The organism is Vibrio sp. 5S239 (assembly GCF_041439575.1).
GTDB classification, from domain to species: domain Bacteria; phylum Pseudomonadota; class Gammaproteobacteria; order Enterobacterales; family Vibrionaceae; genus Vibrio; species Vibrio kanaloae.
Window position 1 is genome coordinate 36,945 of sequence record NZ_JBGOOM010000014.1, and the last position, 22,836, is coordinate 59,780.

Below are 22,836 nucleotides of genomic sequence, written 5' to 3' on the forward strand. Positions count from 1 at the left end.
ACCGCTAAATTAGCGGCATTTTTCATTGTGCTGCACTTGGACTAATGTAGGCAGTAGTACCCCATAGTGGAACGGTTGAAAGGCTGTGCTTGAAGCTACTGTCAGTTTCTTTGGTGGTATATGAAAGGTAGAGTAGGGTTTGGTTTTCTGAATCATAGATACGTCTAACTTTCATTGTTTTGAAAAAAACGCTCTTGGATTGCTTAAAAACCACTTCACCTGATTTTGATTTATCAATTGTGGCGATCATTTCAGGTGTAATTTCACCAGTCTGTCGACAAGAGATAGAACTATCACTCGGATCAGCAAGAGAGAAATCAGCTTCAACAGAAGCGATATGACAAGTTACACCTGATATTTTGTCATCATTCAAATTTCTTAATGAAATATCTTTTAATGAAAAAAAACCTAAATCAACACTACCTACTTCATTATCAGAACAGCCTGAAAGTACGGTTGCAATACAGACCGCCATTAATATCTTTTTCATTGGTAACTCCCTGTTATATAGTGTCTTTTTGTTGTGATTTTACTATCTTTGTTCAATCTGAGACGAAGATGTATAATGGTTGTGTAAATAAGTATGCATCCTTGAGAGTGAAGAAGCCCAAAGAGACGTCACCAACCTCGTTGTCTGAACAGCCGGCTAACATAAAGAGGATACCTACTGCTATTAAGGCTTTTTTCATAAGAAGTCCTTTGGTTTGTATAGTTCTGTTTAGTATGAAGATTATTGAAAGTTCGCATATTAGTGTAGAGCTTTTCGCTAACTTCTTAAAGGATGTTGTTGGATAATGAAAACTAACAAGCATTTAAACTACTTGTTGGCCATGTTCATGCTCTGTATGCTCTCTGTTTGTAGCTCGGCACTTCAACCGATCATATGCCTTCCAAATAATTGTGATATTTGGGGATACTAACCGTAGGTACTAAAAGAATGAATAATGAAATACCTGAAATTGCACATAATAAAAATCAATGGCTATTTGGTCAGCTCGACATAGCGTACCCCGCAAAGGAAAGTCTTCTAGGTCGAGAGATCTATAAAAAACAACTATCCCAAAGAACTTATCAACTCCTCCCGCAACACCAAACTCCCACTGAAATAGATGAACTGCATAAAGTCGACTTCCATAAGTTGACGGTACTATTCTCACTTAACCAAGCGAGTGCTTACTCAGATAAAGCGGATAGGGCCAATATCGTAGAGTTTTTGAGCCAGATAATGTTATCGGATGAACATGAATTATATGTAGGCACTCAAAAAGGTGATGTTGTAGCGAGTGCCATCGTTACAGAAAAAGATGATGAGTTGCTGATATCGGATGTTGTGAATGAAGATGACCAAAATGTGATCGGCTTTGCTAAGCAGCTGCATGACTTTTGGGTAGAAGGTCAAGATTCTAACCGTAAAGTGTGGCTAGAAAACTAAAGGTTCCTTGAGAAAGCGTTGACCTTAATACAATGCACGGCCTTTTAACAAAGGGGGGCGGTATATATGATCACTCACTTACTGTGATTGGTGTTATATTTATGCGAACCCTCTTCAAAGCTCTTTCTCAAACTTACATTTTTATAGGACATTTGGTGACTTTTATAAGCCAAGTAATATTCATCATTGTCCAATTAAAATGAGATCTGTTGCTTATCTTGGTGCGTTAAAGTGATCCACTGCATATTTCGTGAAGAGAAATAAGAGGGTATCGGTAAACTGTTACCTTAGTCATCCTTAGGGGTGAAATAACGCTATAGGATAAAGCTTGGATTCAGTACGAGTGATATATCTATGCGGTTAGAACAGACGAAGTGTGTGATTTTTGATTGTGACGGAACACTTATTGATAGTGAAAAGTTATGCTGCCAAGCTTTGGTGAATGTATTCGCCTGTTTTGGGGCTGATCTAAACGTTACTGACTGCTATGCACACTTTCAAGGCGGAAAGTTGGCCGATATCTTAATGGATACACGAGAACGTCTTGGGCTATCTATTTCTATTGATACACTTGAACCACTATATCGTGCAGAGCTAGAAGCACTATTCCAACGACATCTAAAGCCAATGGATGGTGCGATCGCTCTTATTGAGTTCCTAAAGCAGCAAGACATTGAGTTTTGTATTGCCTCAAATGCGCCTAAATCTCGAGTTGAATCGTCATTGGCAATGACAGGAATGCTCGATGACTTTAAGGGGAAGGTGTTTTCAGCTTTTGATGCAAATAGCTGGAAGCCAGAGCCAGATCTGATTATGTATACCGCAATGAGCATGGGTTTCTTGCCCAATGAGTGCATCTATGTTGATGATACCTTGAAAGGAGTGGAAGCTGGTGTTCGTGCCGGTGTTCAGTCATTCCGGTTACGTCCAAGTGTTGATGAGTCTATAGTGGATCCAGAAGCCGACTCAGCAGAGCTAGCGGCTCAGGATATATACAGTTTAGAAGAAATTTCGGTTTGGCTTAATGGTAAGCACTGTTTAAGTGATGGTATACCGAACTCGGAAGCTTTGGCGGGTTAGCACCTAACTGAAGGCTAACGATTTTACTGAATTGTTTGGTATGGAAACCACAAGATGCACACGTAAACTTTTCTCCACTTTCCGAAAGTAGATATTCGTCGTGTTGACATAAAGGACATGTAACGTTTTCGATATTTGATGCTTTTGTATTATTCATTATGTGTCACCTGCAGCAAGAGGGTAAGCGAAAGTAAGACCTGCTCCATTAGATTACCCCTAAGCTCGATTATTAGACAGTTTTGATGTCTCATAATCTTTCCTTTGCGACTTGCTTCATGGTAATGATAATTCGATAGTTAGTGGGCAACCGTTGTGCGTCTCGTTTTAGATGAATACGTTACTTTTTCGGTGCTAGTTTCGATGTTGTAACGGTAGGCTTTGCAGCCAATGGTTGGATTGAAACTGTGAGATCAGACCTCAGAGCGATATATCTTTAATGACAACCTAGCTTTCAGTGCAAACGAATTTAAAACACTCATAAGGAAGAAGGACTCTATCGAGCCCTTCTTAGTTTCGTTGATTTTAACTTAGAGTCATTTAGTGTTATTTAGATCGAACACTAAGTACGGTATCTTGCTAATGTTTTAGATAAAGACACCGATGCTTCTGTTAGCTTAGATACGCCGTTTGAAGAGTTTTGTACCACGTCTTTAATCACATTGGATTGACTACGGATATCGTTAAGTTCCGCTGCGACGGTATTCGCGACGCTACTTTGCTCATCCGCTGACGTTGCTATCTGGATACTCATGTCCATTAGAGCTTGAGCTGAATCGGCGATAGAGTTCACGTCATCACCAATATTTGAAATCAACTGGCTACTGGTTTGTGCTTGATTGACCGTTTTCTCGGTGATCTTTGCGATATTTTGACTTTCTTGTTGTAAACGTTCAATCATTGCATGGATTTCAACCGTAGCTGATTGAGTTCTGCTCGCAAGGGTCCTCACTTCATCAGCAACGACCGCGAAACCACGACCTTGTTCACCCGCACGAGCTGCTTCAATTGCAGCATTCAGTGCAAGTAGGTTGGTTTGCTCTGAAATAGCATTGATCGTTGTGATAACTTCGTTAATTTGGCTGGTGTTTACATTCAAGCTGGTAACAGAAGAAGAGGTTTGCTCAATCAAAGATGAAAGGGTGGTGATCTCTGAGATTGCAAGTTGAACTTTAGCGTGGCTGTCATTGATTTGCTGCGTATCGTGCTCAGTTTGCTCTGTTGCACGCGCGGAAATATTAGTCACTTCATTCGCAGATGCCGTCATCTGATCCATTGCTGTCGCAACAGAGTCTAGGGATGAGTTCTGGCTAATGATTTGTGTTTCGCTGCGCTTCATCTCTTTTTCGAAAGAAGCAGACGTTTCACTTAGTGAGGCTGCGCTGTGATTAACGTTATTAACCAACTCACTTAGGGTGTCCATTGAGCGATCGAGTGCACAACCAATCGTACCAAATTCATCACGGCCAGGGTGGAAACCAAGGCGTGAAGTTAAGTCACCATCACCAATCTTTTGAGTCGTTGAGTAAAGTACCCAAAGAGCGCCACCTAAGAAGGTCGCTACCCAATAACAGAAAAGACCAAAAGGCACACACCATAAAAAACTGAGTAAAAAAGAGTACAGTGCCTGCTGCTTTTGATTTTGTGTATTGATATCTGAGTTGGTGAGAGAGTAGTAGTTGCCGTCTCGCGCTAAGGCTGTTGCCGTCACCGCGCCATTCTTAAGAATAGTGGTTTCTTGAAGCTTAGATTGCTGACTCACTGAGCGAACAGAGGCCGGTGAATCTGAAGCCGCTAAAATACCTTTCAATTGATACTCGACTTGCTGTTTTTTACTAGCGTCAATTTGCTCTATTTCGTTGACGTAGTTGAGTCCGGCTAGGCTTGCCAGGGCGGCAAAAAAGATCAAGAAAATGACCCAAAACTTGTCATTAATAGACATTTTAATAAACAATTTGTCTATCGTTCGAAATTGTACTTCTTTCATAAAAACTCCACGGTAAATCCTTTACCGTGGACTCTAAATAACCGATCTCAATAAAAATGTGACAACAATCAACTAATTGTGAAAATTAATGATACCAACATGCCATTTATGAGATCTCCATCAAGTGTAATTGTTAGATATGGGTTTATTAACCTAATGAAGGTAGTAATCCCACTGAAATAAGAATTTGAGTGGCAATGATAAATACACCAACGCTGCCGGCTAAAAATAACGCTTTGCTTCCGCCTAACACTTGGTAGGTCGCTTCTGTACCTTGAGGCTTTGCTGAGAAATTCGTGTAGCGCACTTTGTATACCATCACGGTTGGTAAAAGAATTGCCAATACTGACAGTGCAATTGCAGCATAACCCAAGGCCATGATGAAACCTTGTGGATAAAATAACGCAAAACCCAGCGGTGGTAAGAAGGTGATAGCGGCTGTTTTAACGCGTTTTGCCTTGCCTAGTTTCTTGCTCAATGAATCGCCCATGAATTCAAACAAACCTAAACTAACGCCAATAAAAGAAGTCAGAAGCGCAAGATCGGCAAATACACCAACTATCACGCTTAAGTTTGATTGTTGAACGGTTTGTGACAGTGAGACTAAAAGTGCGCCTAAGCTTGTGTCTGATAGCAACTGTTCTTGGCTAACTACACCTAAAGTTACGCTCTGCCAGAATACGTATATAACCAACGGCAGTGCAGAACCAATAATCATTACCTTACGTAAAGAGCGAACATCACCATCTAAGTACCGGACGATTGATGGAATACTGCCGTGAAAACCAAAAGAGGTAAATACAACCGGAATCGCGGCAACAACAAGGCCTTGTTGTAAAGGCATGCTCATTAGGTACTGCGAAGTGATATTTGGAGCTAAGAAGCTGAGCACGATGACCATTGCGATCAACTTTAATCCAAATAAAACTCGGTTAACTTTGTCGACACTATGTGTACCAATCGTTACAACGCATGCAACTAACAGTGTGAACAAAAGCGTTGTGATTTGGCTATTGAGTTGAATATTAGTGATCTCAGAGATACGCTGATTAAATTGTGCGCCACCGCCAGCTATGTATGCTGCACATAAAGCGTAGAAGAGAAACATAACGGCGAAGCTCGCTATCCACTTTCCTTTGGTCCCTAAAATTGTGTGAGCTAAAGTATGTAGGGTGGCGTCCGATTCTGCGAATTGGTGAAGCTCCACCATTAATAATGCAGTGAAGGCCATTAGAGCCCATAATCCCAGCATTAAAAAGAGTGAAGTTGAGAAACCAATTCCAGCTGAAGCGAGTGGAAGGGCGAGCATGCCTGCACCAATTGTAGTGCCTGCAATGATCAAAGTACTACCAAAAACCTTTGATTTATTCATTGTATATAATTCTTTACGTTAAGGTGTGTTTACGTTGCAATTCTTCTAGCTTAAGAGAATAAACCCAAAGAATATCTCGATTTTTAAGTATTCTGATTGAGTTTAATTTCAAATGCAATGCTTAATGTAATTTAAAATATCCAGTGTAAATAATAGTGTACATCCGGTTGAGTTTGATGAGTGGGATGAAAAAGGCAAACGTTTGACTATGATCCGCTTCAAAACTTTTAGAGCAATTAGTTGTACTTAGTGTAAGGTGTTAGTACATATGTCGTTCGCGCATACCCCTTTAGCGTAACAAGCGTTAATGATCGCGAGTAGCTTCAAGCTATAAATATGGAATGGGTAAAGTAGAGTGCTTTCATCAAAGTGACATAATATAAGTCCATGATGGTGCACTAGTTAATAGGACATTATGTCCACACCAAGGAATAGAGGGGGCACTATGAGTGACCAATCTTATAATGACGAAAGTCTTGAGTTGTTAGATGCTATGGAAATCGGCATTGATTTATCTGACTATGAGCAGACCGTTCAACAGTTGGCAGAAGAACTTTTTAAATCTTCAAACTAAGCTTTCTTAGCTAAAGGTTTTGTAGTTCAACATTCTCAAATTAAACAATTCTTAAACTGAGCAAATCGCATTCGCTCACACTTCATAGTTAAACTATCCTCATTAAAGTTCGCGAAGATAAACGAGTACGTTTACCATGTTACTTAGTTCTCGATACTTTAATGAGGTTCAATGAACTTTCTCGCACACCTACACATCGCTCAACACTGTAACAGCAACTTAGCTGGTAATCTGTTAGGTGACTTTGTTAAGGGTGACCCCAATAAACACTATTCAGATTCGCTTTCTAACGGAATAAGACTTCATCGATTCGTTGATAGCTATACCGACCGTCATGATGTTTCACGCTCTGCAAAATCTCTCTTTTCAGACCAAACAAGACGCTTTGCACCTATTGCGCTCGATGTATTCTGGGATCATTGTTTGGCTAATCATTGGGAGAAGTTCTCCACACAATCGTTAGAGCACTTTTGTTTAGACAGTCATCAACAGATTTTTGAGCATCAAGAGTCACACTGGCCTGAAAACTTCATTACTATTCATCAGAAGATGGCAGAACAACGGTGGTTGGAAAGCTATCAAGACATCTCTTCTATTGAGTTGGTATTACAGCGAATGGCTTTAAGAAGGCCTAAGCTAGGCATGCTAAGAAACTGTTACCAAGACCTCGAACGCCACTATGATAAGTTGCAGTGTCACTTTAATGTGTTATATCCAAGCGTTTTAGCAGAAGCAAACCAGTTTAGTACGCTTCAATTGACGAAAAATCAAAAGGAAAGGTAAACAGGGTAATTAAGGTTTGCTACAATCCGCGCCTATTTAATCTTTGAGCATCATACTATGTCTGAACCTACTAAATCTTTTAATCAACTTGGATTGTCTGAGCACCTTCTTACTACGCTATCAGAGCTAAATTTTACAGCTCCAACCAGTGTTCAAGAGCAAGCGATTCCGTTGGTATTAGAAGGTAAAGATGTATTGGCAGGTGCGCAAACGGGTACCGGTAAAACGGCAGCATTTGGTTTGCCGATTATTCAAAGATTAATCGAGACTAAAGACAACGTTATCCCCAACCCTAAGTTAGTTCGTGCATTGGTTTTAGTACCAACTCGTGAACTCGCACAACAGGTGTTTGATAATGTAACCAGCTACGCGAAAGGCACAGACCTGAAAGTGGTTGTGGCTTATGGCGGTGTAAGCATGAAGGTTCAAACTGACAACTTACGCGCAGGCGCAGATATCTTGGTAGCAACACCTGGCCGTTTGATTGATCATATGTTCACTAAGAACATTATGCTGAGCCAGACAGAAGTATTGGTATTGGACGAAGCTGACCGTATGCTTGATATGGGTTTTATGCCAGATATTAAACGCATTCTTTCGCGTATGAATGAAGTTCGCCAAACCCTGTTCTTCTCGGCTACGTTCGATAACAAGATCAAAGCAATTGCGTATCGCATGATGCAGTCACCAAGTGAAATTCAAGTGACGCCTAAAAACAGCACAGCTGACACAGTGACTCAGATGGTTTATCCGGTTGATAAATCACGTAAAAGTGAACTATTGGCATACTTGATCGGTTCAAAGAACTGGCAACAAGTGTTGGTATTCACCAAAACTAAGCAGGGAACTGATGCGCTCGTAAAAGAGCTTAAGCTAGACGGCATAAAAGCGGCATCAATCAATGGTGATAAGAGCCAAGGTGCACGCCAAAAGGCACTGGATGATTTTAAATCAGGCAAAGTGCGAGCGTTGATTGCAACTGATGTTGCAGCACGAGGTATCGATATTCAGCAGCTAGAACAAGTAGTGAACTACGATATGCCATTCAAAGCGGAAGACTACGTTCATCGCATTGGTCGTACTGGCCGTGCAGGTAACAGTGGCTTAGCAATCTCTTTGATGAGTCAGGATGAAGCGTACCTATTGGGTGATATCGAGCGACTACTGGATACGCGTTTGCCTCAAGAGTGGTTAGAGGGCTTTGAACCAAGTCTTGAAAAAGACCTTGCCCCCGAGCGCGGTGGTCGTAGTAAGAGTCGTTCATCAGAAAAGCGCAAGATGAAAGCGAAGCTTAAGATCCATCAAAATCGTGGTAAAGCGCGTCGTTAAGAAAGGGGGTTGTGCATGGCTCTTCTTCTATTCGTCTCGATACTTACATTCCACATCTTATTAATTTTGAATAAACAATTTTAACTCTTCGTCTAATCGGTCAATCGATTTTTATCGGAAAATATTGCTGGTGTTACCATGTCGTCTATCTCTTAGGGCCGCCCCTTCGAATTTGTTCAAAGGGAGCGGTAATTGTTGGTAGGTTTGTGAGTAGGAGCATGCGCGGCTATTTTGGCTGCCACTGTTTAGATGTAACGAGGTTATCCATCACTTTGTTGACCGCTTGATGCGCTTTATCGACAATAGTGTCGATGTCATTACGATTCGCGATAAGCGGTGGAGCAAAGCCGAGGATGTCACCATGTGGCATGGCGCGAGCGATTAAGCCTTGCTCTAAACAGGCCGCCGCGATTTGAGGACCCACTTTCAAGTTTGGATCAAAGTGTGCTCGGCGGAGTTTGTCTGAAGAAAACTCCAACGCATGCAACAAGCCAACGCCACGAGTATCACCAACCAATGGATGATCGTTAAACGTCTCCGCCATGCGTTGCTGCAAGTAAGCGCCGATTTCGGCTGCGTTTTGCACCAACCCTTCACGCTCAATGATATCAAGGTTGCAGTTTGCGGCCGCTGCTCCCATTGGGTGACCGGAGTAGGTGTAGCCGTGTCCAATAGCACCCCATTGGTCGGTACCGTTTTCTAGCGCACTCCAAACTCGTTCACCTACGATCACACCGGAGAGTGGTTGATAGGCTGAGGTTAACCCTTTCGCTACTGTTATTAGATCGGGTTTCATGTCGTAGTAGAGCGAGCCAAAATCGGAGCCGAGGCGACCAAAGCCGCACACCACTTCATCCGCAATCAAGAGTACGTCGTATTTGTCGAGTATTTTGCGAATTGCTGGCCAGTACCCTTCTGGTGGTGGCACAATACCGCCAGTACCGAGCACGGGTTCTGCAATCATCGCCGCTACCGTATCTGGGCCTTCTTCCAAAATCATCGCTTCGAGTTGATCTGCACAATATTGAGAGAATTCAAGCTCAGACATACTCTCGTCCTCACGGCGATAGTAATACGGCGCCATGGTGTGCTTGATGCGCTCAAGCGGTAAATCAAAATGTGCGTGGAACAGAGGCAGCCCTGTCATTGAACCTGAAGCGATACTTGAACCATGATAGCCACGATCACGGGAGATGATTTTTTTCTTCTCTGGTAGACCAAGAGCATTGTTGTAGTACCACACTAGCTTAAGTTGAGTCTCGTTCGCGTCACTGCCTGACATGCCGTAGTAGACTTTGCTCATTCCTTCAGGAGCCATTTTGATAATGCGGTCTGACAGTGTCACGAGCGCTTCGTTCGTATGGCCGACGTAAGTGTGGTAGTACGCCAGCGCTTTGGCTTGTTCATAAATAGCATCGGCCATTTCAGTCCTGCCATAGCCAATGTTCACACAATACAACCCGGCAAAGCCGTCTATCAGCTCGATGCCTTCTGAATCGGTAATGCGTATTCCGTTTCCGCTCGAGATAATTCTTCCCGAAAGCTCCCCAGCCGCATACTGCTTAAGGTGGGTTGAGGCATGAAATACTCTCTGACGATCGATCTCTAAAAGTTGTTGGGTTTTGTTGCTCATGATCCTTCTCCTCTTGGATATCCATCTTTCGTATCTTAACTGCCACTGACGGTAGGCAATGCGCCTAAGCAGCAGTATTTGATTTCACTGTATTCTTCAAAGCCGTGGCGACTGCCTTCTCGTCCAAGCCCTGACTGTTTCACGCCGCCGAATGGGATAGGGTGGCCAGTCATCTTGACCGAGTTCACGCTCACCATGCCAAACTCCAAACCACGCATGCAGCGCCAAATTTGGTGAATATCGTGACCATAAACATAGGCAGCTAAGCCGTACTCAGTGTCGTTGCTCATTTCAATCACGGTATCTAAGTCTTGGTAAGGCAATACGCCTGCTACAGGACAAAAATTCTCTTCGCGATACACCGCCATGTCTGGGGTGACATCGCCCAGCAATGTTGGCGCGAAGAAGTTTTCGCTTGGTACGGGCTGGTGGTATCCCGCCACCAATCGCGCGCCCTTGTCGAGTGCATCACGCACCAAATCATGCGCTTTATCCACTGCAGCTAGATTGATCAGCGGCCCCATGGTGGTTTTTTCATCTAAACCATTGCCTAAAACGATGTGGTTCATTTCTTTGGCAAACGCTTCCAAAAACGCTTCGTACTTATCATCAGGGACGAAGATACGGTTTGCGGCCAAGCAGTCTTGTCCCGCGGTTTGAAACTTGGCATCCACGGCGGCTTTGGCTGCTTGCTCTATATCCATATCTGGCAGCACGATGAAAGGGGCATTACCGCCAAGCTCCATACTGCATTTCTTCACGGTCTGTGCCGCGTCGCGCAGCAACAACTTACCCACTCGAGTTGAACCTGTGAATGAGAGAGCTTTGACTTTATCGGAGTGGCAAAAGGTTTGTGACACCATCACCGCATCGCCAGTAATTACGTTAAATACACCAGGTGGAAAGCAAGCTCGGTCCGCCAATTCAGCCAGGCCAATGCGGAAAAAGGTGTTTCACTAGCAGGTTTGATAAGCACCGGACAGCCTATCGCTAATGCCGCGGCGGCTTTTCGTGTGATCATGGCATTAGGAAAGTTCCATGGCGTAATCAATGCAGCGACACCAATCGGTTCGCGCATCGTCGACAGTTGCGCATTCGGAATATGACTTGGGATGGTTTCGCCATAGTTACGTCGTGCTTCCTCTGCAAACCAACGAATAAAGGAGGCGCCGTAGTCAATCTCACCTAAAGCATCACCTAATGTTTTGCCTTGTTCCATGACCATCAAACGAGCGAGATCTTGTTTTGATTCTAGAATCAGATCGTGCCAACACATGAGAATTTCAGCGCGTTCTTCTGCTTGCATTTTTCGCCATTGACGAAAGGCTTGATCGGCTTCATCAATCGCTTGATAGAGTTGTTGTTGAGATAGCTTAGTGATGTAGCCGATGACCGTACCATCCGCTGGGTTAACCACCGGGTGAAATTGGTCACCACTTACCCATTTGCCATTTACGTACGCTAAACCTCTCACCAAACGTACATCTTTCATTATCGCCATCATGTCGTGCGAGGCTTTTAATTCCTCTGCATGTAAGCTGTGCAGTGCTGTCATGAGTCCCTCTCCCAGCATCGTGTCCATCGTTAAACTGTAGTGGAGAAGTGAAAGGAATAATTTCTGATACCGAGGTTTAAACCATCAGAATTTTCTTTTCCGCATCGTTAGATATGACGAATTTTCTGGTTGCGTTTTAAGCGTATTTTCTCTTTTAGAACAAGACGTTTTGTTTGACTTCTAATTTGTCTGCATCACGTTTGATTGTTTTCGTCACGATGTAAGTAAAGTAGCGCTCAATACCCACTTCCGACTCCAACCAGTTGTCGATAAGTCGCTGATATTGATCGATATCTTCAGCCTGAACTTTGAGGATGTAATCGACACCGCCACCTGTGGCATAGCAATCCGTGACTTCTGGTGAATGTTGAACCAGTTTCTCAAAACGTTTGAATGCTTGGGCGCTGTGTTCTTTGAGCGTTACTTCAACCATCACCGACGTTCGTTTGAACAAAACATCGGTGTTTATTTTTGCACCGTAACCTTCAATAATGCCTGCTTCTTCCAGTTTTTTAACACGCTCCCAGCAAGGGCTAACGGATAGGTTAATGGCCTCGGCAAGGTGAGATTTGGTGATACGGCCGTGGTCATGGAGTATTTGTAGAATTTTTATGTCGTAGCGATCGAGGCGCATAATGGTTCTCCCTGTAAAATACCAATCAGTTCCATTCGCCACAGTCTTTAGCGATCACGGCGACAGTGTCACCAGTATTCACCATGGAGGGGAAACGACGTGCAGCAAAAATACCACTACGTTGAGCTTTGTATTCGATAGGGGCGGTCCCTGTGCGCTCGGTCGAATAGATCCTCATCAAAACATCGCCTTGTTTGATGGTGTCGCCAAGCTCAAATAAGTATTCGGCGATGCCATTGTGCTGGCTTTGCACGTAGCAACTTGCATCGGGCATATCAAGTAACTTGGTTGGCTGGGTTGTTTTTTCGTAATCACCAGATAAGTTGCCTGAAAAACGTAAGAAATTGCGGATTCCACGGTCGGCATAAGCGATGGTTACTGGGGTACTGGTTCCGCCGCCTCTGAGTTCTGTGGTGACAAATATTTTGCCTTGAGATTCGACGGTAGTGTCGTACAGGCTAGTGGTGTCCATTTCGAGCAATATCATGGTGTAAGGCGCGCCAAACAGTTTTGCACCTAAGATACATGCTTCTTCTTGGTCTAGGTTGTCGAGACGGTGGGCTGCGGCGAAAGGTACGATGTCTAGCGTTTTACCACCAGAGTGAATGTCTAACGCAAACTCGCACATGGGTACCAAGTAACGAGTAAAATAATCTGCGATCTTCTCGGTCACAGAGCCAACAGGGTTTCCGGGAAAGCTGCGATTTAAATTCCCTTTATCGATAGATGACGTACGCGAAGCATTTTGTACCGCAGGTAAGTTCATCATAGGCACAATAATAACACGGCCTTGGATTTGCTCAGCTTGAAGCGAGTTTGCTAATTTAAGTAGGCTGGTGATACCTTCGTATTCATCACCATGATTACCGCCAGTAAGTAGTGATGTTGAACCGTGACCATTCTTAATCACGGTTATAGGTATCATGATGTTTCCCCAAGCGGAGTCATCGTGGGAATAGGGTAGCGTTAAAAAACCGTGCTGTACGCCTTCTCGGTCAAAGTCTACGGTGGCTGTGATCGAGGTCTTTTGCATATCAACTCCTTCTTGTTCTTAAGCTTAGTTCACAGAACTTAAGGTTTGAAAAATTAGTGTTTAATAAATAGGTGTCGTGGAAAATCACACAGGGTTTTTGCACCATCACGGGTGATCACAATGCTTTCGGTGGTTTCTAACCCCCAATCTTCAAACCATAGTCCCGGCATAAAGTGAAATGCCATGCCTTCTTTCAATACGGTTTTATCGGTGTCTCGTAAACTCATGGTCCGCTCCCCCCAATCTGGTGGGTAGCTCATACCAATTGGATAACCACAACGCGCGCCTTCTCGCGAGAATCCTGCTTTATCGAGAACCTGGTTTAATGCATTGGCGATTTCGGCGCAGGTGTTACCTGGTTTTGCCACTTCTAAGCCTGCTTCGAGACCTAAATTTAATGCTTCATCGGCACGTTTAAACTTGTCGTCTGGTTCCCCAAGAAAAATGGTGCGAGAGAGTGGGCAATGGTAGCGGCGGTGCGCCCCAGCGATTTCGAAAAAAGTACCTTCGCCTTTTTTGAATGGTTTATCGTCCCACGTTAGGTGAGGTGCAGAAGCATCAGCACCAGATGGCAAAAGGGGCACTATCGCCGTGTAATCGCCAAAATGGTCTTCATGTCCGAGCACCGCTTGGCGGTTAATCTCAGCGACAAGGTGGTGTTTCGGCAACCCTGGCTCGATCATATCGAATGCAACACGGTGCATATTTTCAACAATGCGAGCCGCACGGTACATGTAAGCGAGTTCTTGATCGGATTTAACAGCGCGACACCAGTTCACTAGCCCGGTAGCATCGAGAAGTTGAGCATTCGGTAAGTGAGTGATGAGTGATTCATACGCGGTGGCACTAAAGTAATAGTTGTCTTTTTCTACACCGATACGACCGCGATCCCAAAGATGCGGAACCAGTACGGCTTCTACCAGAAAATCCATCGGGTGTAATGGCGGGTTCATAACATAATGGTCAGGGTAATAGGTGATGTTTTCTGCCGACATATACGCAGTTCTGTACGCCCCATTTGCATCTTGGCAACGCCCAAACCAAACCGGCTCGCCAGCGGAGCCCACAACGACACATTGTGGTACATAAAAAGACCAACCGTCGTAACCTGTCAGCCATGCCATGTTAGAAGGATCGTGAATGATAAGGACATCCAATTCTCGTTCTTCCATCGACAGCCGAACTTTTGTTAATCGGTCCTGGAACTCATCCAGTGTAAAATGCAAAGCAACGCCTCTCATAATCTCTCCTTGTTAAAAGTCCGACGCCTTATGGGCCTTCGGAGACGTTGAGGTATTTCTACCTTCCACTAGGTCGATAGACCTGCGTTTAAAACTGTTGCAACTCACCACTGCGGCTGTGTTTGATTTAAACGATGTCATTTAGCATGCTTGTTGAATCTATACCTCTCATGTCAATCATTACAAGTGTGGCTCATTTTTGTGGTTCACACCGTTTTTATGATTGGAATTCCATCGATTGTTAGTTTTTAGTTACAGTTCTCATCGAGAATTAATCTATTAAAATATTGTGTCATGCATATGGTTACGCGGAGAAAAAGGGGTACTCGAGGCTTGGGGGAAATGGTGCGTTTGTAAGATCAGGTTTTTAATCGACCAATGCCTTATGTGCGATGTCTGGTGCAGCTTACGTACTCTACGCAAGCAATAATTAGTTATGTTGGACCGATAATGTGACCGGAAAATACTGGAGTATTGCTACGTTAAGTTCGACACAAATAAAAATGCGCCGTTACAGTAGGATCTGTAACGGCGCATTTTTTATCGAGTAAACTAATTTACAACCAAGATATATTCAAACATCGGTTTACTGGTGTTCTGGATTACACTTCCATACGCAAGGCACATCATAAATCAGCTCTCCAATAGATCTTGGATTCAACACCCATTCACTGTCGACATTAAACTTACTGACCATTTGTGTATTGAACAACTGCCAATGCATGTGCAAGGCTTCTTCTGGAGTTGCTTCCATTTCACCTTCGTTCCACGTACTTTCCATAAATGGTGTTAGGCACACAGCACCATGTGCATACATGATCATTTGCCACTTAACTTCATAAATATTGATCATTTTGTCTGGATTAGCATCATTATATTGTTTCGCCAGTCCATTAATTTCTTTCTCAACATCGCCAACGTTGTCGATAAAGTAATCAACTAGGTGATCTTCTTGGCGGACTGAATCAGAAATGAGCTGCATTGGTCTGCGTGAGTGAATCATGTTGCTAAAAAGGCGCATGCTAAACAAATAGATAGAAATGTTTGGTGCTACGTCTTTGGGAAGCTCTTCCATAATTCTACTAATGTAAGACTGAAAATATACGTGTAAACAATCACTTATCGCATGCCAAATTTTTTCTTTACTACCAAAGTGATGGCGAATAAGGCTATGTGATACGCCTGCTTTTTCACTGATGTTTCGCAGTGATACACGATCGTAGCCAAAGTCACAGAACATGTCTGCGGCAACGCTCATGATCAAAAAACGCGTCTCTTCGGCGTCTTTTGCGCTTCTTCTACCTTGCTTCTTTTCGGTCATCTTCATTTCACATAATTACCTGATTACCACATTCTACACTGTTTTTACTGAAATAAAAAATACTGCACAACTGGAAAGTAAATCTTGAGAATTATTTAATATTAAATATACTGCCCATCTGTGTAATAAATCATAATAATTAAATGGAGAGACATCATGCAGTCCAATTTGTCTATCAATGCTATATCGAGCAAGCGCATGGGAGCTGTTATTGCAGCACTATTGCTCACAGGCTCTCTAACTGGATGTAACAAAGTTCAGTCAGAGGAAAATGAGCAGGTAATCAAGCCAGTCAAGCTGTTTGAAATTCCACAACAGACTGATATTGATCTTGATAGCTTCATTGCAAAGGTCGATGCAACTGACCGTGCGGCACTTTCTTTCCAAGTAGGTGGCGAGATAGAAACCTTCGATGTTCGTATGGGGCAAGAAGTGAAGAAAGGTCAGGTGTTAGCTGTATTAGACGCGACGGATTACCGTATTGCCGTTGATGCAGCTCAAGCTAAATTTGATCTGGCGAACAGCCAATACAGACAAGCTTCTGAGTTGTATGCGAAAAAACTGGTCAGTACTGATTACTACGACCAAGCCGTGAACACCTTTACTGCCGCTGAAGTTGAGTTGGACCAAGTAAAAACAAACCTTGGCTACACTACCTTAGTTGCTCCATTCGATGGCGTGGTATCGATGGTGTTTGGAAAGCAATATCAATTGATCGCAGAAAAGCAGCCTGTACTGAATATTTTGAATAATAGTGAAATGGATGTGACGTTTTCAATTCCAGTATCAAAGCTTGAAGACCGTTCTATTCAAGATCTAACGAGCTCAAACATGTGGGTTGTGATGGACAGTCACCGCGGCATTCGTATCCCGACTCGCTTTAAAGAAATCTCAACGCAACCAGATGAAGACACCAACAGCTACCAAGCGGTTGTGTCTATCGAAAAGCCAGAAGGCATCAATCTACTTTCTGGTATGACAGCGCAAGTTGAAGTTCAAAAAAGTAAACCTGACTACGGCATTGGTATTGTGGATTCAGCTTGGTTAAACAAAGACGCAGGCCATGGTGAACTATGGCGTTATAACCCTGACTCTCAACTGATTTCTAAAGTACAAGTCCTTCTTGATGAGCAAGGCAAGGTTATCGACGGATTGTCGTCTGGCGACCTTATCGTTGAAGCGGGTGTGGATGTGTTATCAGACGGACAACAAGTAAAAGCTTGGCTTCGTGAGGGCGGTATTTAATGAACCTTTCAAAATTATCAGTTGTTGTCGCGTCGGCTTTAATACTTCAAGCCTGTAACAATGAAGCTGTACATCGTGAACAACCTCCTCTGTTGGTTTCAACCTTTGAAGTTGGCGCGCCGCTGACTAATCAGTTCAGAAGTTTTAATGGACAGGTGATGCCAGCTGAATTGACTCCCTTGGCATTTAAGCTAGCAGGCGAGATTCAACAAGTATTAGTCGAAGCGGGCGATAACGTCGAAAAAGGGCAGTTATTAGCCACCTTAGATAACGCAACGTACGTCCAAGAGCTGACTGACGCTCAATCTCAATTCAAACTGGCGAGCAAACAGTTGGCCCGTGGTACTGAGATGTTTGGCAGCGAAATGTTATCGCAATCAGAACACGACCAACTGACGGCTAACTACAAGCTCGCATCGGCGAATTTGGCGGCGGCAAAACGTAAGCTAAGTTACACAGAACTTTTAGCGCCATTCTCAGGAACAGTTTCAACTGTCGATAAGCAACGGTTCGAAAATACGACGCCTGGAGAAACACTACTGAGTGTGTACCAGAACGACAAGGTGTATGTGCGAATTCAAGTATCAGATTCGATCTTGGCGTCAATTAGCCCAGACATGCGTTCAAATAGCTATCGTCCTGAGGCGACCTTTGGCGGTCACACAGGTCAATATCCACTGACGTATCTAGAGCACACCAGTGAACTGCACCCACTATCACGTACCTACGAGTTTTGGATGCAGATGCAGCAGCCTGAGAGTGAAATTCTGCCGGGCACGAGCGTTACGGTTAATGTGGATATGGCGAAAGCGGGCCTGAGCGATGTTCAAGGCTACCAATTACCAATGACAACTTTAGAAGCGGGTTCTGAAGCGAATCAGTTTTATGTGTGGAAAATGGAAGACGGACAAGCATTCAAAAGCGAAGTAGAAGTCGACAAGATCAGTGGCCAAGGTGCATTAATCGCTCACGGTGTTGAGCAAGGTGATCGACTCGTAAACTCGAATCTAAGAAAACTCCGTGACGGAATCCAATTGTCAGGAAAAGCAGAATGAACATCGCAGAATATTCAATAAAAAACAAAGTAATCAGCTGGTTATTTCTCGTCATATTGGCCATTGGTGGCGTGACGTCTTTTGGTAATCTATCCCGTTTAGAAGACCCAGCTTTTACCATTAAAGATGCCATGATTATTTCAACTTACCCTGGCGCTACGTCAATGGAAGTTGAAGAGGAGTTGACGTATCCACTTGAAAAAGAGATACGACAGCTGCCTTATATCGACAAGATTACCTCAACGTCGTCGAATGGCATGTCTCAAATTATGGTTAGCATGAAGATGGACTATGGTCCGGATGAACTACCTCAAATCTGGGATGAAATGCGTCGCAAGATCAACGACCTACAGCCAACATTGCCAAGTCGTGTGAATTCCGTTCAGATCATTGATGATTTTGGTGATGTATTCGGTGTGATGATCATGCTGACGGGGGACGGCTATGATTACGTTGAGCTAAAACAGTACGCAGATTACCTAATGCGTGAAGTCGAACTGGTTGATGGTGTTGGTAAAGTCAGTATTGCGGGTGACCAACAAGAACAACTGTTCGTTGAGATGTCTCTGGAACGCTTAGCCGCATTGAACCTAGACATGTCGACGGTTACGTCACTGTTAGCACAACAAAACAGTGTGGTGTCGGCAGGCGAAGTAATGCTGAATGGTCAAAGCCTAACGATCAAACCTAACGGTACATTGAGCACGGTTGAAGAGTTAGAAAACTTAATCATTCATGGTCGCGATACGGGTAACCTAATTCGCTTGAAAGATGTCGCTGAAGTGACTCGCGGTATTCAAGAAAAGCCGGGCAATGTATTAACGTACAACGGTAAACCCGCAATCAACCTAGGTATTGCATTCTCTTCAGGCGTAAACGTGGTTGAGATTGGTAAAGCACTCGATGCAGAACTTGATCGCCTAGAAAGTATTAAACCAGCGGGTGTAGAACTGAACTACTTCTACAACCAAGCACAAGAAGTGGACAAGTCCGTTGCTGATTTCTTGATCAGCCTCGTGGAAGCGGTGGCGATTGTTATCATCGTACTTCTGTTCGCGATGGGCTTACGCAGTGGTTTGATCATCGGTTTAGTACTGCTACTGACGGTGTTCGGTACGTTCATATTGATGGACTACAACGATGTTGAACTGCACCGTATTTCGCTGGGTGCTTTGATCATCGCGCTAGGTATGCTGGTGGATAACGCGATTGTTGTCGTTGAAGGTATTTTGGTTGGCTTGAAGAAAGGTAAGACCAAACTTCAAGCAGCGAAGGACATCGTGACACAAACACAATGGCCACTGTTGGGTGCGACCATTATTGCTATCACTGCTTTTGCGCCGATTGGTTTGTCGAAAGATGCGACAGGCGAGTTCATGGGTTCGCTGTTCTGGGTACTGTGTTTCTCACTGTTTTTGAGTTGGGTAACAGCACTAACACTAACGCCATTTCTTGCCGAGATGTTGCTAAAAGAAGAAGACAAGGTTGATGAGAACGTAGACCCATACAAAGGCATTCTGTTTGTTGTATTCGGTGGGTGTCTGAAAGTAGCACTTCGATTTAGATGGCTTACTGTAGTTAGTATGGTCGCGCTATTAGCAGTTTCTGTCGTTGGTTTTGGTATGGTGAAGCAGCAGTTCTTTCCGCCATCAAATACGCCCATGTTTTACGTAGATATGTGGATGCCGGAAGGCACCGATGTTCGTGAAACGATCAAGCAGACAGAAAAAGTTGAAAGCTACATTCGCCAGCAAGACGACGTTGAGTTTGTGACAACAACGGTTGGACAGGGCATGCAACGTTTTGCGCTGACATATCAACCAGAGAAAAGTTACGAAGCGTACAGTCAGCTGCAGGTACGAACGACTGACCGAGACACCATGTTTAAAGTCCTAGAAGGGCTAGACAAGGACTTGGCCAATAAATTTGAACAACCGACGTTCCAATTTAAACTGATTGAGTTTGGCCCGTCGCCAGCTTCAAAAATCGAAGCTCGCATTAGTGGAGCAGACCCGCAGATCCTTCGCAGCATTGCTGTTGAGGTAGAAGACATCTTGTTGGCGGATCCTGGTTCTCGAAATGTGCGTCACGACTGGCGTGAACGCACCAAAGAGCTCGTGCCACTGTTTAACGAATCAAAGGCTCGTCGCCTTGGCATTTCAAAGACGGATCTGTCTGAGACTCTGCAGATGGCGTTTGGTGGTTACAACATCGGTCTACTGCGTGATGGTACGCACATGTTACCTATCGTGGCACGCCTGCCTGAAGAAGAGCGTTTTGACTTTGAATCACTGAACAATGTGAAGATTTGGAGCCCATCACTGCAAACCTATATTCCTGTAGAGCAAGTGATCGATGGGGTTGATCTTCAATGGTCTGAGCCACTGATTCAACGTCGTGACAGAAAGCGTACGTTAACGGTTCTGGCTGATCACGATGTATTGGGTGATGAAACACCAGCTAGCTTGTTTGCTCGAGTAAAGCCAAAGGTTGAAGCACTCGATTTACCAGCAGGTTATAACATTAGTTGGGGCGGTGAGTACGAGAGTTCTAAAGATGCACAAGAATCTCTATTTGGTTCACTGCCAATGGGTTACTTGTTGATGTTTATCATCACTATGCTTCTGTTTAACTCGGTTCGTAAGCCACTTGTGATTTGGTTTACGGTGCCACTCTCTATCATTGGTGTTTCGATCGGTCTGTTAGGTACTAATATGCCATTCAGTTTCACTGCTTTCCTAGGCCTATTAAGTCTAAGTGGCATGATTTTGAAGAACGGTATCGTATTGCTTGACCAGATCAACAGTGAGCTACAAACAGGTAAAGACCCATATTTAGCGGTTGTCGACAGCGCGATCAGTCGTGTGCGACCGGTATCTATGGCAGCACTAACAACTATCTTGGGCATGATTCCCTTGGTATTCGATGCATTTTTCGGCTCGATGGCGATTACCATCATGGCAGGCTTAGGCTTTGCTACCGTACTAACGCTAATAGTAGTACCAGTGATGTTCGCTATTCTATATAGAATCAAACCGTCCACTTCGGGTTATTAGGGAATGATATAAAACAGATTCTTTTAAGCCAGCCCAGTCAGTTTTGACTGGGCTTTTTTATACCTGTGATTTGTTAACACGTAAGAGTGGCAAGCGGTGACTAGGGCGTGTTGAGCTTTCGTGGTTAAATTTTGTTCGAGATAAAGGTACAACGACTGACTCTCATTATTAAATCAAAATGTTGACCCGTATTTTCACTGCCATTGGAGTACAGCATAAAGTTGCAAGTATTTACGGACTAACTGTTGATTCCCTGACCGTTTTAACGGGTGACCGAATTTAATAAAGCATGGGCTGATACTAAAGTTATTATTTAAATCAGTAGCGAATTGAGAATCACTCTCTCTTAGTGTGATGCCTTGTTGGCTATATTCAGTGATCTCGTCTGGGAGTGCGCCCATCCACCAATGTAAGAGCTCACCACTGCTCTTGCCTCGGCTTATCCAATGATCAGAGACAATGATTAAAAGGTCATTGGGTTGGATAGCAAACCCATACTCTGATTGCCAATTATGAATGTCTAACATTAACTTTCTACGACAGGTTTTACCTGCACTCACCATATGATGGCTGATCGTCCATACGGTACCTATCTCAGAAGAAATTCGGAAATGTCGAGGGGCATCACCGGAAGAAAACATTTCGAGTGGACTTGTATGACTCGCATGATTAAAGCTAACGAAGGTGTGATCCATTCGTCTGGCAAAAGCTTTCCCTATGTGATGCTCACTGATCCCTTGATTATGTACGGTAGGATAATGGTGTTCACAGAGTTTTAGGCAATCATCTTGAAACTGATTGACGCTCTTAATCACGAGATCTAATAACAATGAAGTCCCTTATACATAGTTACTATTTTATTGATGGGCAATAGTACGGTAATTGTTGTGTCTTTACCTATTAGCAAAGTGTGAGTTCTTGATCTCTCTATCAAAATTAGCTATTCCTAGCCGTTTTTATGGATAGCGCTGGCACTTAGCTGATCTGTATTCTAAATTATGAGGAATTCTAATCAGTTAGAAAGACTATAGCGAGTTAGCTAATGTTCATTGGGTTAGCGAAATTATAGTTTAGTCAGCTGATCTCGATTGACTTATTTACTCTTAACTTGGAAGTATTCATGACAATTCAATTAGATTCGAAACAAAAGTCTGAGCTAACCCATGCCCTTCAAAAGTACCTGCAAGATGAGCTTGATGTAGAACTTGGTCAGTTTGATACTGAGTTTTTGATTGATTTTATAAGTAAAAAGTTTGGGGCCATTTACTACAACAAGGGGGTAGAAGACGCTCAGAAAGTAATGGAACGTAAAATGTTAGACATATCAGACGAGCTCTATGAAATTGAGCAAATCGTTGAAATTTAACCTCTATGGCCAACTTGTTCAAAAAAGTTGAATAACTCGTTTAATTTGGAACGATGTAATTAATGTAAAGCTTGGTAAATAATATGTTACACAAACTTGGTGTAGGGTACGCTTTTCGAAACTACACTACTCGTTAACATTCG

General features: G+C 43.5%; 19 protein-coding genes and 1 pseudogene. 9 read left to right on the forward strand and 11 right to left on the reverse strand.

Annotated elements, in window-relative coordinates; all coding sequences use genetic code 11:
• Positions 1-22: 22 nt before the first annotated feature.
• Positions 23-490, reverse strand: a complete 468-nt coding sequence (locus tag ACED48_RS12375) for a CreA family protein (RefSeq protein ID WP_017058352.1) — start codon at positions 488-490, stop codon at positions 23-25.
• A 447-nt stretch (positions 491-937) separates the two neighbouring features.
• Here ACED48_RS12375 and ACED48_RS12380 point away from each other — a divergent pair, with 447 nt between their 5' ends.
• A complete protein-coding gene (locus tag ACED48_RS12380; protein WP_017058350.1) occupies positions 938-1,432 on the forward strand; it encodes a hypothetical protein in 495 nt (164 codons plus the stop codon).
• Between the two features lie 354 nt (positions 1,433-1,786).
• Positions 1,787-2,512, forward strand: a complete 726-nt coding sequence (locus ACED48_RS12385; protein WP_017058349.1) for an HAD-IA family hydrolase — start codon at positions 1,787-1,789, stop codon at positions 2,510-2,512.
• Here the strand turns inward: ACED48_RS12385 and ACED48_RS12390 are convergent.
• From ACED48_RS12390 to ACED48_RS12400, 3 genes are all read right to left on the reverse strand, one after another.
• Positions 2,454-2,669 (reverse strand): hypothetical protein, encoded by a 216-nt coding sequence (locus ACED48_RS12390; protein WP_077681496.1) that lies wholly within the window; start codon positions 2,667-2,669, stop codon positions 2,454-2,456. The two genes, ACED48_RS12385 and ACED48_RS12390, sit on opposite strands and share 59 nt — an antisense overlap.
• A gap of 402 nt (positions 2,670-3,071) precedes the next feature.
• Positions 3,072-4,496, reverse strand: coding sequence for a methyl-accepting chemotaxis protein (locus tag ACED48_RS12395; RefSeq protein ID WP_017058348.1), 1,425 nt, complete (start codon positions 4,494-4,496; stop codon positions 3,072-3,074).
• 148 nt (positions 4,497-4,644) lie between these two features.
• Entirely contained in the window at positions 4,645-5,868 is a 1,224-nt protein-coding gene (locus tag ACED48_RS12400; RefSeq protein WP_017058347.1) for an aromatic amino acid transport family protein, read from the reverse strand.
• A 445-nt stretch (positions 5,869-6,313) separates the two neighbouring features.
• Here ACED48_RS12400 and ACED48_RS12405 point away from each other — a divergent pair, with 445 nt between their 5' ends.
• The 3 genes from ACED48_RS12405 (at position 6,314) to ACED48_RS12415 (ending at position 8,554) form a co-directional block, all read left to right on the forward strand.
• Complete coding sequence (locus tag ACED48_RS12405; RefSeq protein WP_017058346.1) at positions 6,314-6,442, forward strand: hypothetical protein; 129 nt, start codon at positions 6,314-6,316, stop codon at positions 6,440-6,442.
• 171 nt (positions 6,443-6,613) lie between these two features.
• Positions 6,614-7,225, forward strand: a complete 612-nt coding sequence (locus ACED48_RS12410; protein WP_017058345.1) for an ACP phosphodiesterase — start codon at positions 6,614-6,616, stop codon at positions 7,223-7,225.
• A gap of 57 nt (positions 7,226-7,282) precedes the next feature.
• Complete coding sequence (locus tag ACED48_RS12415) at positions 7,283-8,554, forward strand: DEAD/DEAH box helicase (protein ID WP_017058344.1); 1,272 nt, start codon at positions 7,283-7,285, stop codon at positions 8,552-8,554.
• Between the two features lie 226 nt (positions 8,555-8,780).
• On the opposite strand, the gene ACED48_RS12420 is transcribed toward ACED48_RS12415, so the two are convergent.
• The 6 genes and pseudogenes from ACED48_RS12420 to ACED48_RS12445 form a co-directional block, all read right to left on the reverse strand.
• Entirely contained in the window at positions 8,781-10,187 is a 1,407-nt protein-coding gene (locus tag ACED48_RS12420) for an aspartate aminotransferase family protein (protein WP_017058343.1), read from the reverse strand.
• Between the two features lie 35 nt (positions 10,188-10,222).
• A pseudogene (locus ACED48_RS12425) lies at positions 10,223-11,742 on the reverse strand (NAD-dependent succinate-semialdehyde dehydrogenase).
• A gap of 154 nt (positions 11,743-11,896) precedes the next feature.
• The gene (locus ACED48_RS12430; RefSeq protein ID WP_017058342.1) at positions 11,897-12,376 is read right to left on the reverse strand and encodes an Lrp/AsnC family transcriptional regulator; all 480 of its coding nucleotides are present in this window, start codon (positions 12,374-12,376) and stop codon (positions 11,897-11,899) included.
• Positions 12,377-12,401: 25 nt separating this feature from the next.
• Positions 12,402-13,409 carry a N(2)-acetyl-L-2,4-diaminobutanoate deacetylase DoeB gene (gene doeB / locus ACED48_RS12435; protein ID WP_017058341.1) on the reverse strand — a complete coding sequence of 336 codons (1,008 nt, stop codon included), beginning with the start codon at positions 13,407-13,409 and terminating at the stop codon, positions 12,402-12,404.
• Between the two features lie 53 nt (positions 13,410-13,462).
• On the reverse strand, positions 13,463-14,650 hold the full coding sequence (locus ACED48_RS12440) for a M24 family metallopeptidase (protein ID WP_017058340.1): 1,188 nt from the start codon (positions 14,648-14,650) through the stop codon (positions 13,463-13,465).
• A 586-nt stretch (positions 14,651-15,236) separates the two neighbouring features.
• Positions 15,237-15,977 (reverse strand): TetR/AcrR family transcriptional regulator, encoded by a 741-nt coding sequence (locus ACED48_RS12445; protein ID WP_017058339.1) that lies wholly within the window; start codon positions 15,975-15,977, stop codon positions 15,237-15,239.
• A gap of 150 nt (positions 15,978-16,127) precedes the next feature.
• On the opposite strand from ACED48_RS12445, the gene ACED48_RS12450 reads away from it, so the two are divergent.
• Genes ACED48_RS12450 through ACED48_RS12460 form a run of 3 tightly spaced genes read left to right on the forward strand, consistent with a single transcriptional unit; the run spans position 16,128 to position 21,327 of the window.
• Positions 16,128-17,216, forward strand: a complete 1,089-nt coding sequence (locus ACED48_RS12450) for an efflux RND transporter periplasmic adaptor subunit (protein ID WP_017058338.1) — start codon at positions 16,128-16,130, stop codon at positions 17,214-17,216.
• A complete protein-coding gene (locus tag ACED48_RS12455; protein ID WP_017058337.1) occupies positions 17,216-18,271 on the forward strand; it encodes an efflux RND transporter periplasmic adaptor subunit in 1,056 nt (351 codons plus the stop codon). Before ACED48_RS12450 ends, ACED48_RS12455 begins: the two co-directional genes overlap by 1 nt.
• Positions 18,268-21,327 (forward strand): efflux RND transporter permease subunit, encoded by a 3,060-nt coding sequence (locus ACED48_RS12460; RefSeq protein ID WP_017058336.1) that lies wholly within the window; start codon positions 18,268-18,270, stop codon positions 21,325-21,327. The genes ACED48_RS12455 and ACED48_RS12460 overlap by 4 nt, the downstream gene beginning before the upstream one ends.
• A gap of 194 nt (positions 21,328-21,521) precedes the next feature.
• Here the strand turns inward: ACED48_RS12460 and ACED48_RS12465 are convergent, their stop codons facing one another.
• Entirely contained in the window at positions 21,522-22,157 is a 636-nt protein-coding gene (locus tag ACED48_RS12465; protein WP_017058335.1) for a hypothetical protein, read from the reverse strand.
• Between the two features lie 290 nt (positions 22,158-22,447).
• Here ACED48_RS12465 and ACED48_RS12470 point away from each other — a divergent pair, with 290 nt between their 5' ends.
• A complete protein-coding gene (locus ACED48_RS12470; RefSeq protein WP_017058334.1) occupies positions 22,448-22,693 on the forward strand; it encodes a DUF2164 domain-containing protein in 246 nt (81 codons plus the stop codon).
• The last annotated feature ends 143 nt before the right edge of the window (positions 22,694-22,836 follow it).

What these genes read in the sequence shown, in the direction of transcription:
- ACED48_RS12470 (WP_017058334.1), top strand. Translation starts at nt 22,448, where the DNA reads ATGACAATTCAATTAGATTCGAAACAAAAGTCTGAGCTAACCCATGCC.
- ACED48_RS12380 (WP_017058350.1), top strand. Translation starts at nt 938, where the DNA reads ATGAATAATGAAATACCTGAAATTGCACATAATAAAAATCAATGGCTA.
- ACED48_RS12455 (WP_017058337.1), top strand. Translation starts at nt 17,216, where the DNA reads ATGAACCTTTCAAAATTATCAGTTGTTGTCGCGTCGGCTTTAATACTT.
- ACED48_RS12430 (WP_017058342.1), bottom strand. Translation starts at nt 12,376, where the DNA reads ATGCGCCTCGATCGCTACGACATAAAAATTCTACAAATACTCCATGAC.
- ACED48_RS12445 (WP_017058339.1), bottom strand. Translation starts at nt 15,977, where the DNA reads ATGAAGATGACCGAAAAGAAGCAAGGTAGAAGAAGCGCAAAAGACGCC.
- ACED48_RS12395 (WP_017058348.1), bottom strand. Translation starts at nt 4,496, where the DNA reads ATGAAAGAAGTACAATTTCGAACGATAGACAAATTGTTTATTAAAATG.
- ACED48_RS12385 (WP_017058349.1), top strand. Translation starts at nt 1,787, where the DNA reads ATGCGGTTAGAACAGACGAAGTGTGTGATTTTTGATTGTGACGGAACA.
- ACED48_RS12390 (WP_077681496.1), bottom strand. Translation starts at nt 2,669, where the DNA reads ATGAATAATACAAAAGCATCAAATATCGAAAACGTTACATGTCCTTTA.
- doeB (WP_017058341.1), bottom strand. Translation starts at nt 13,409, where the DNA reads ATGCAAAAGACCTCGATCACAGCCACCGTAGACTTTGACCGAGAAGGC.
- ACED48_RS12415 (WP_017058344.1), top strand. Translation starts at nt 7,283, where the DNA reads ATGTCTGAACCTACTAAATCTTTTAATCAACTTGGATTGTCTGAGCAC.
- ACED48_RS12405 (WP_017058346.1), top strand. Translation starts at nt 6,314, where the DNA reads ATGAGTGACCAATCTTATAATGACGAAAGTCTTGAGTTGTTAGATGCT.
- ACED48_RS12450 (WP_017058338.1), top strand. Translation starts at nt 16,128, where the DNA reads ATGCAGTCCAATTTGTCTATCAATGCTATATCGAGCAAGCGCATGGGA.
- ACED48_RS12420 (WP_017058343.1), bottom strand. Translation starts at nt 10,187, where the DNA reads ATGAGCAACAAAACCCAACAACTTTTAGAGATCGATCGTCAGAGAGTA.
- ACED48_RS12460 (WP_017058336.1), top strand. Translation starts at nt 18,268, where the DNA reads ATGAACATCGCAGAATATTCAATAAAAAACAAAGTAATCAGCTGGTTA.
- ACED48_RS12400 (WP_017058347.1), bottom strand. Translation starts at nt 5,868, where the DNA reads ATGAATAAATCAAAGGTTTTTGGTAGTACTTTGATCATTGCAGGCACT.
- ACED48_RS12375 (WP_017058352.1), bottom strand. Translation starts at nt 490, where the DNA reads ATGAAAAAGATATTAATGGCGGTCTGTATTGCAACCGTACTTTCAGGC.
- ACED48_RS12440 (WP_017058340.1), bottom strand. Translation starts at nt 14,650, where the DNA reads ATGAGAGGCGTTGCTTTGCATTTTACACTGGATGAGTTCCAGGACCGA.
- ACED48_RS12410 (WP_017058345.1), top strand. Translation starts at nt 6,614, where the DNA reads ATGAACTTTCTCGCACACCTACACATCGCTCAACACTGTAACAGCAAC.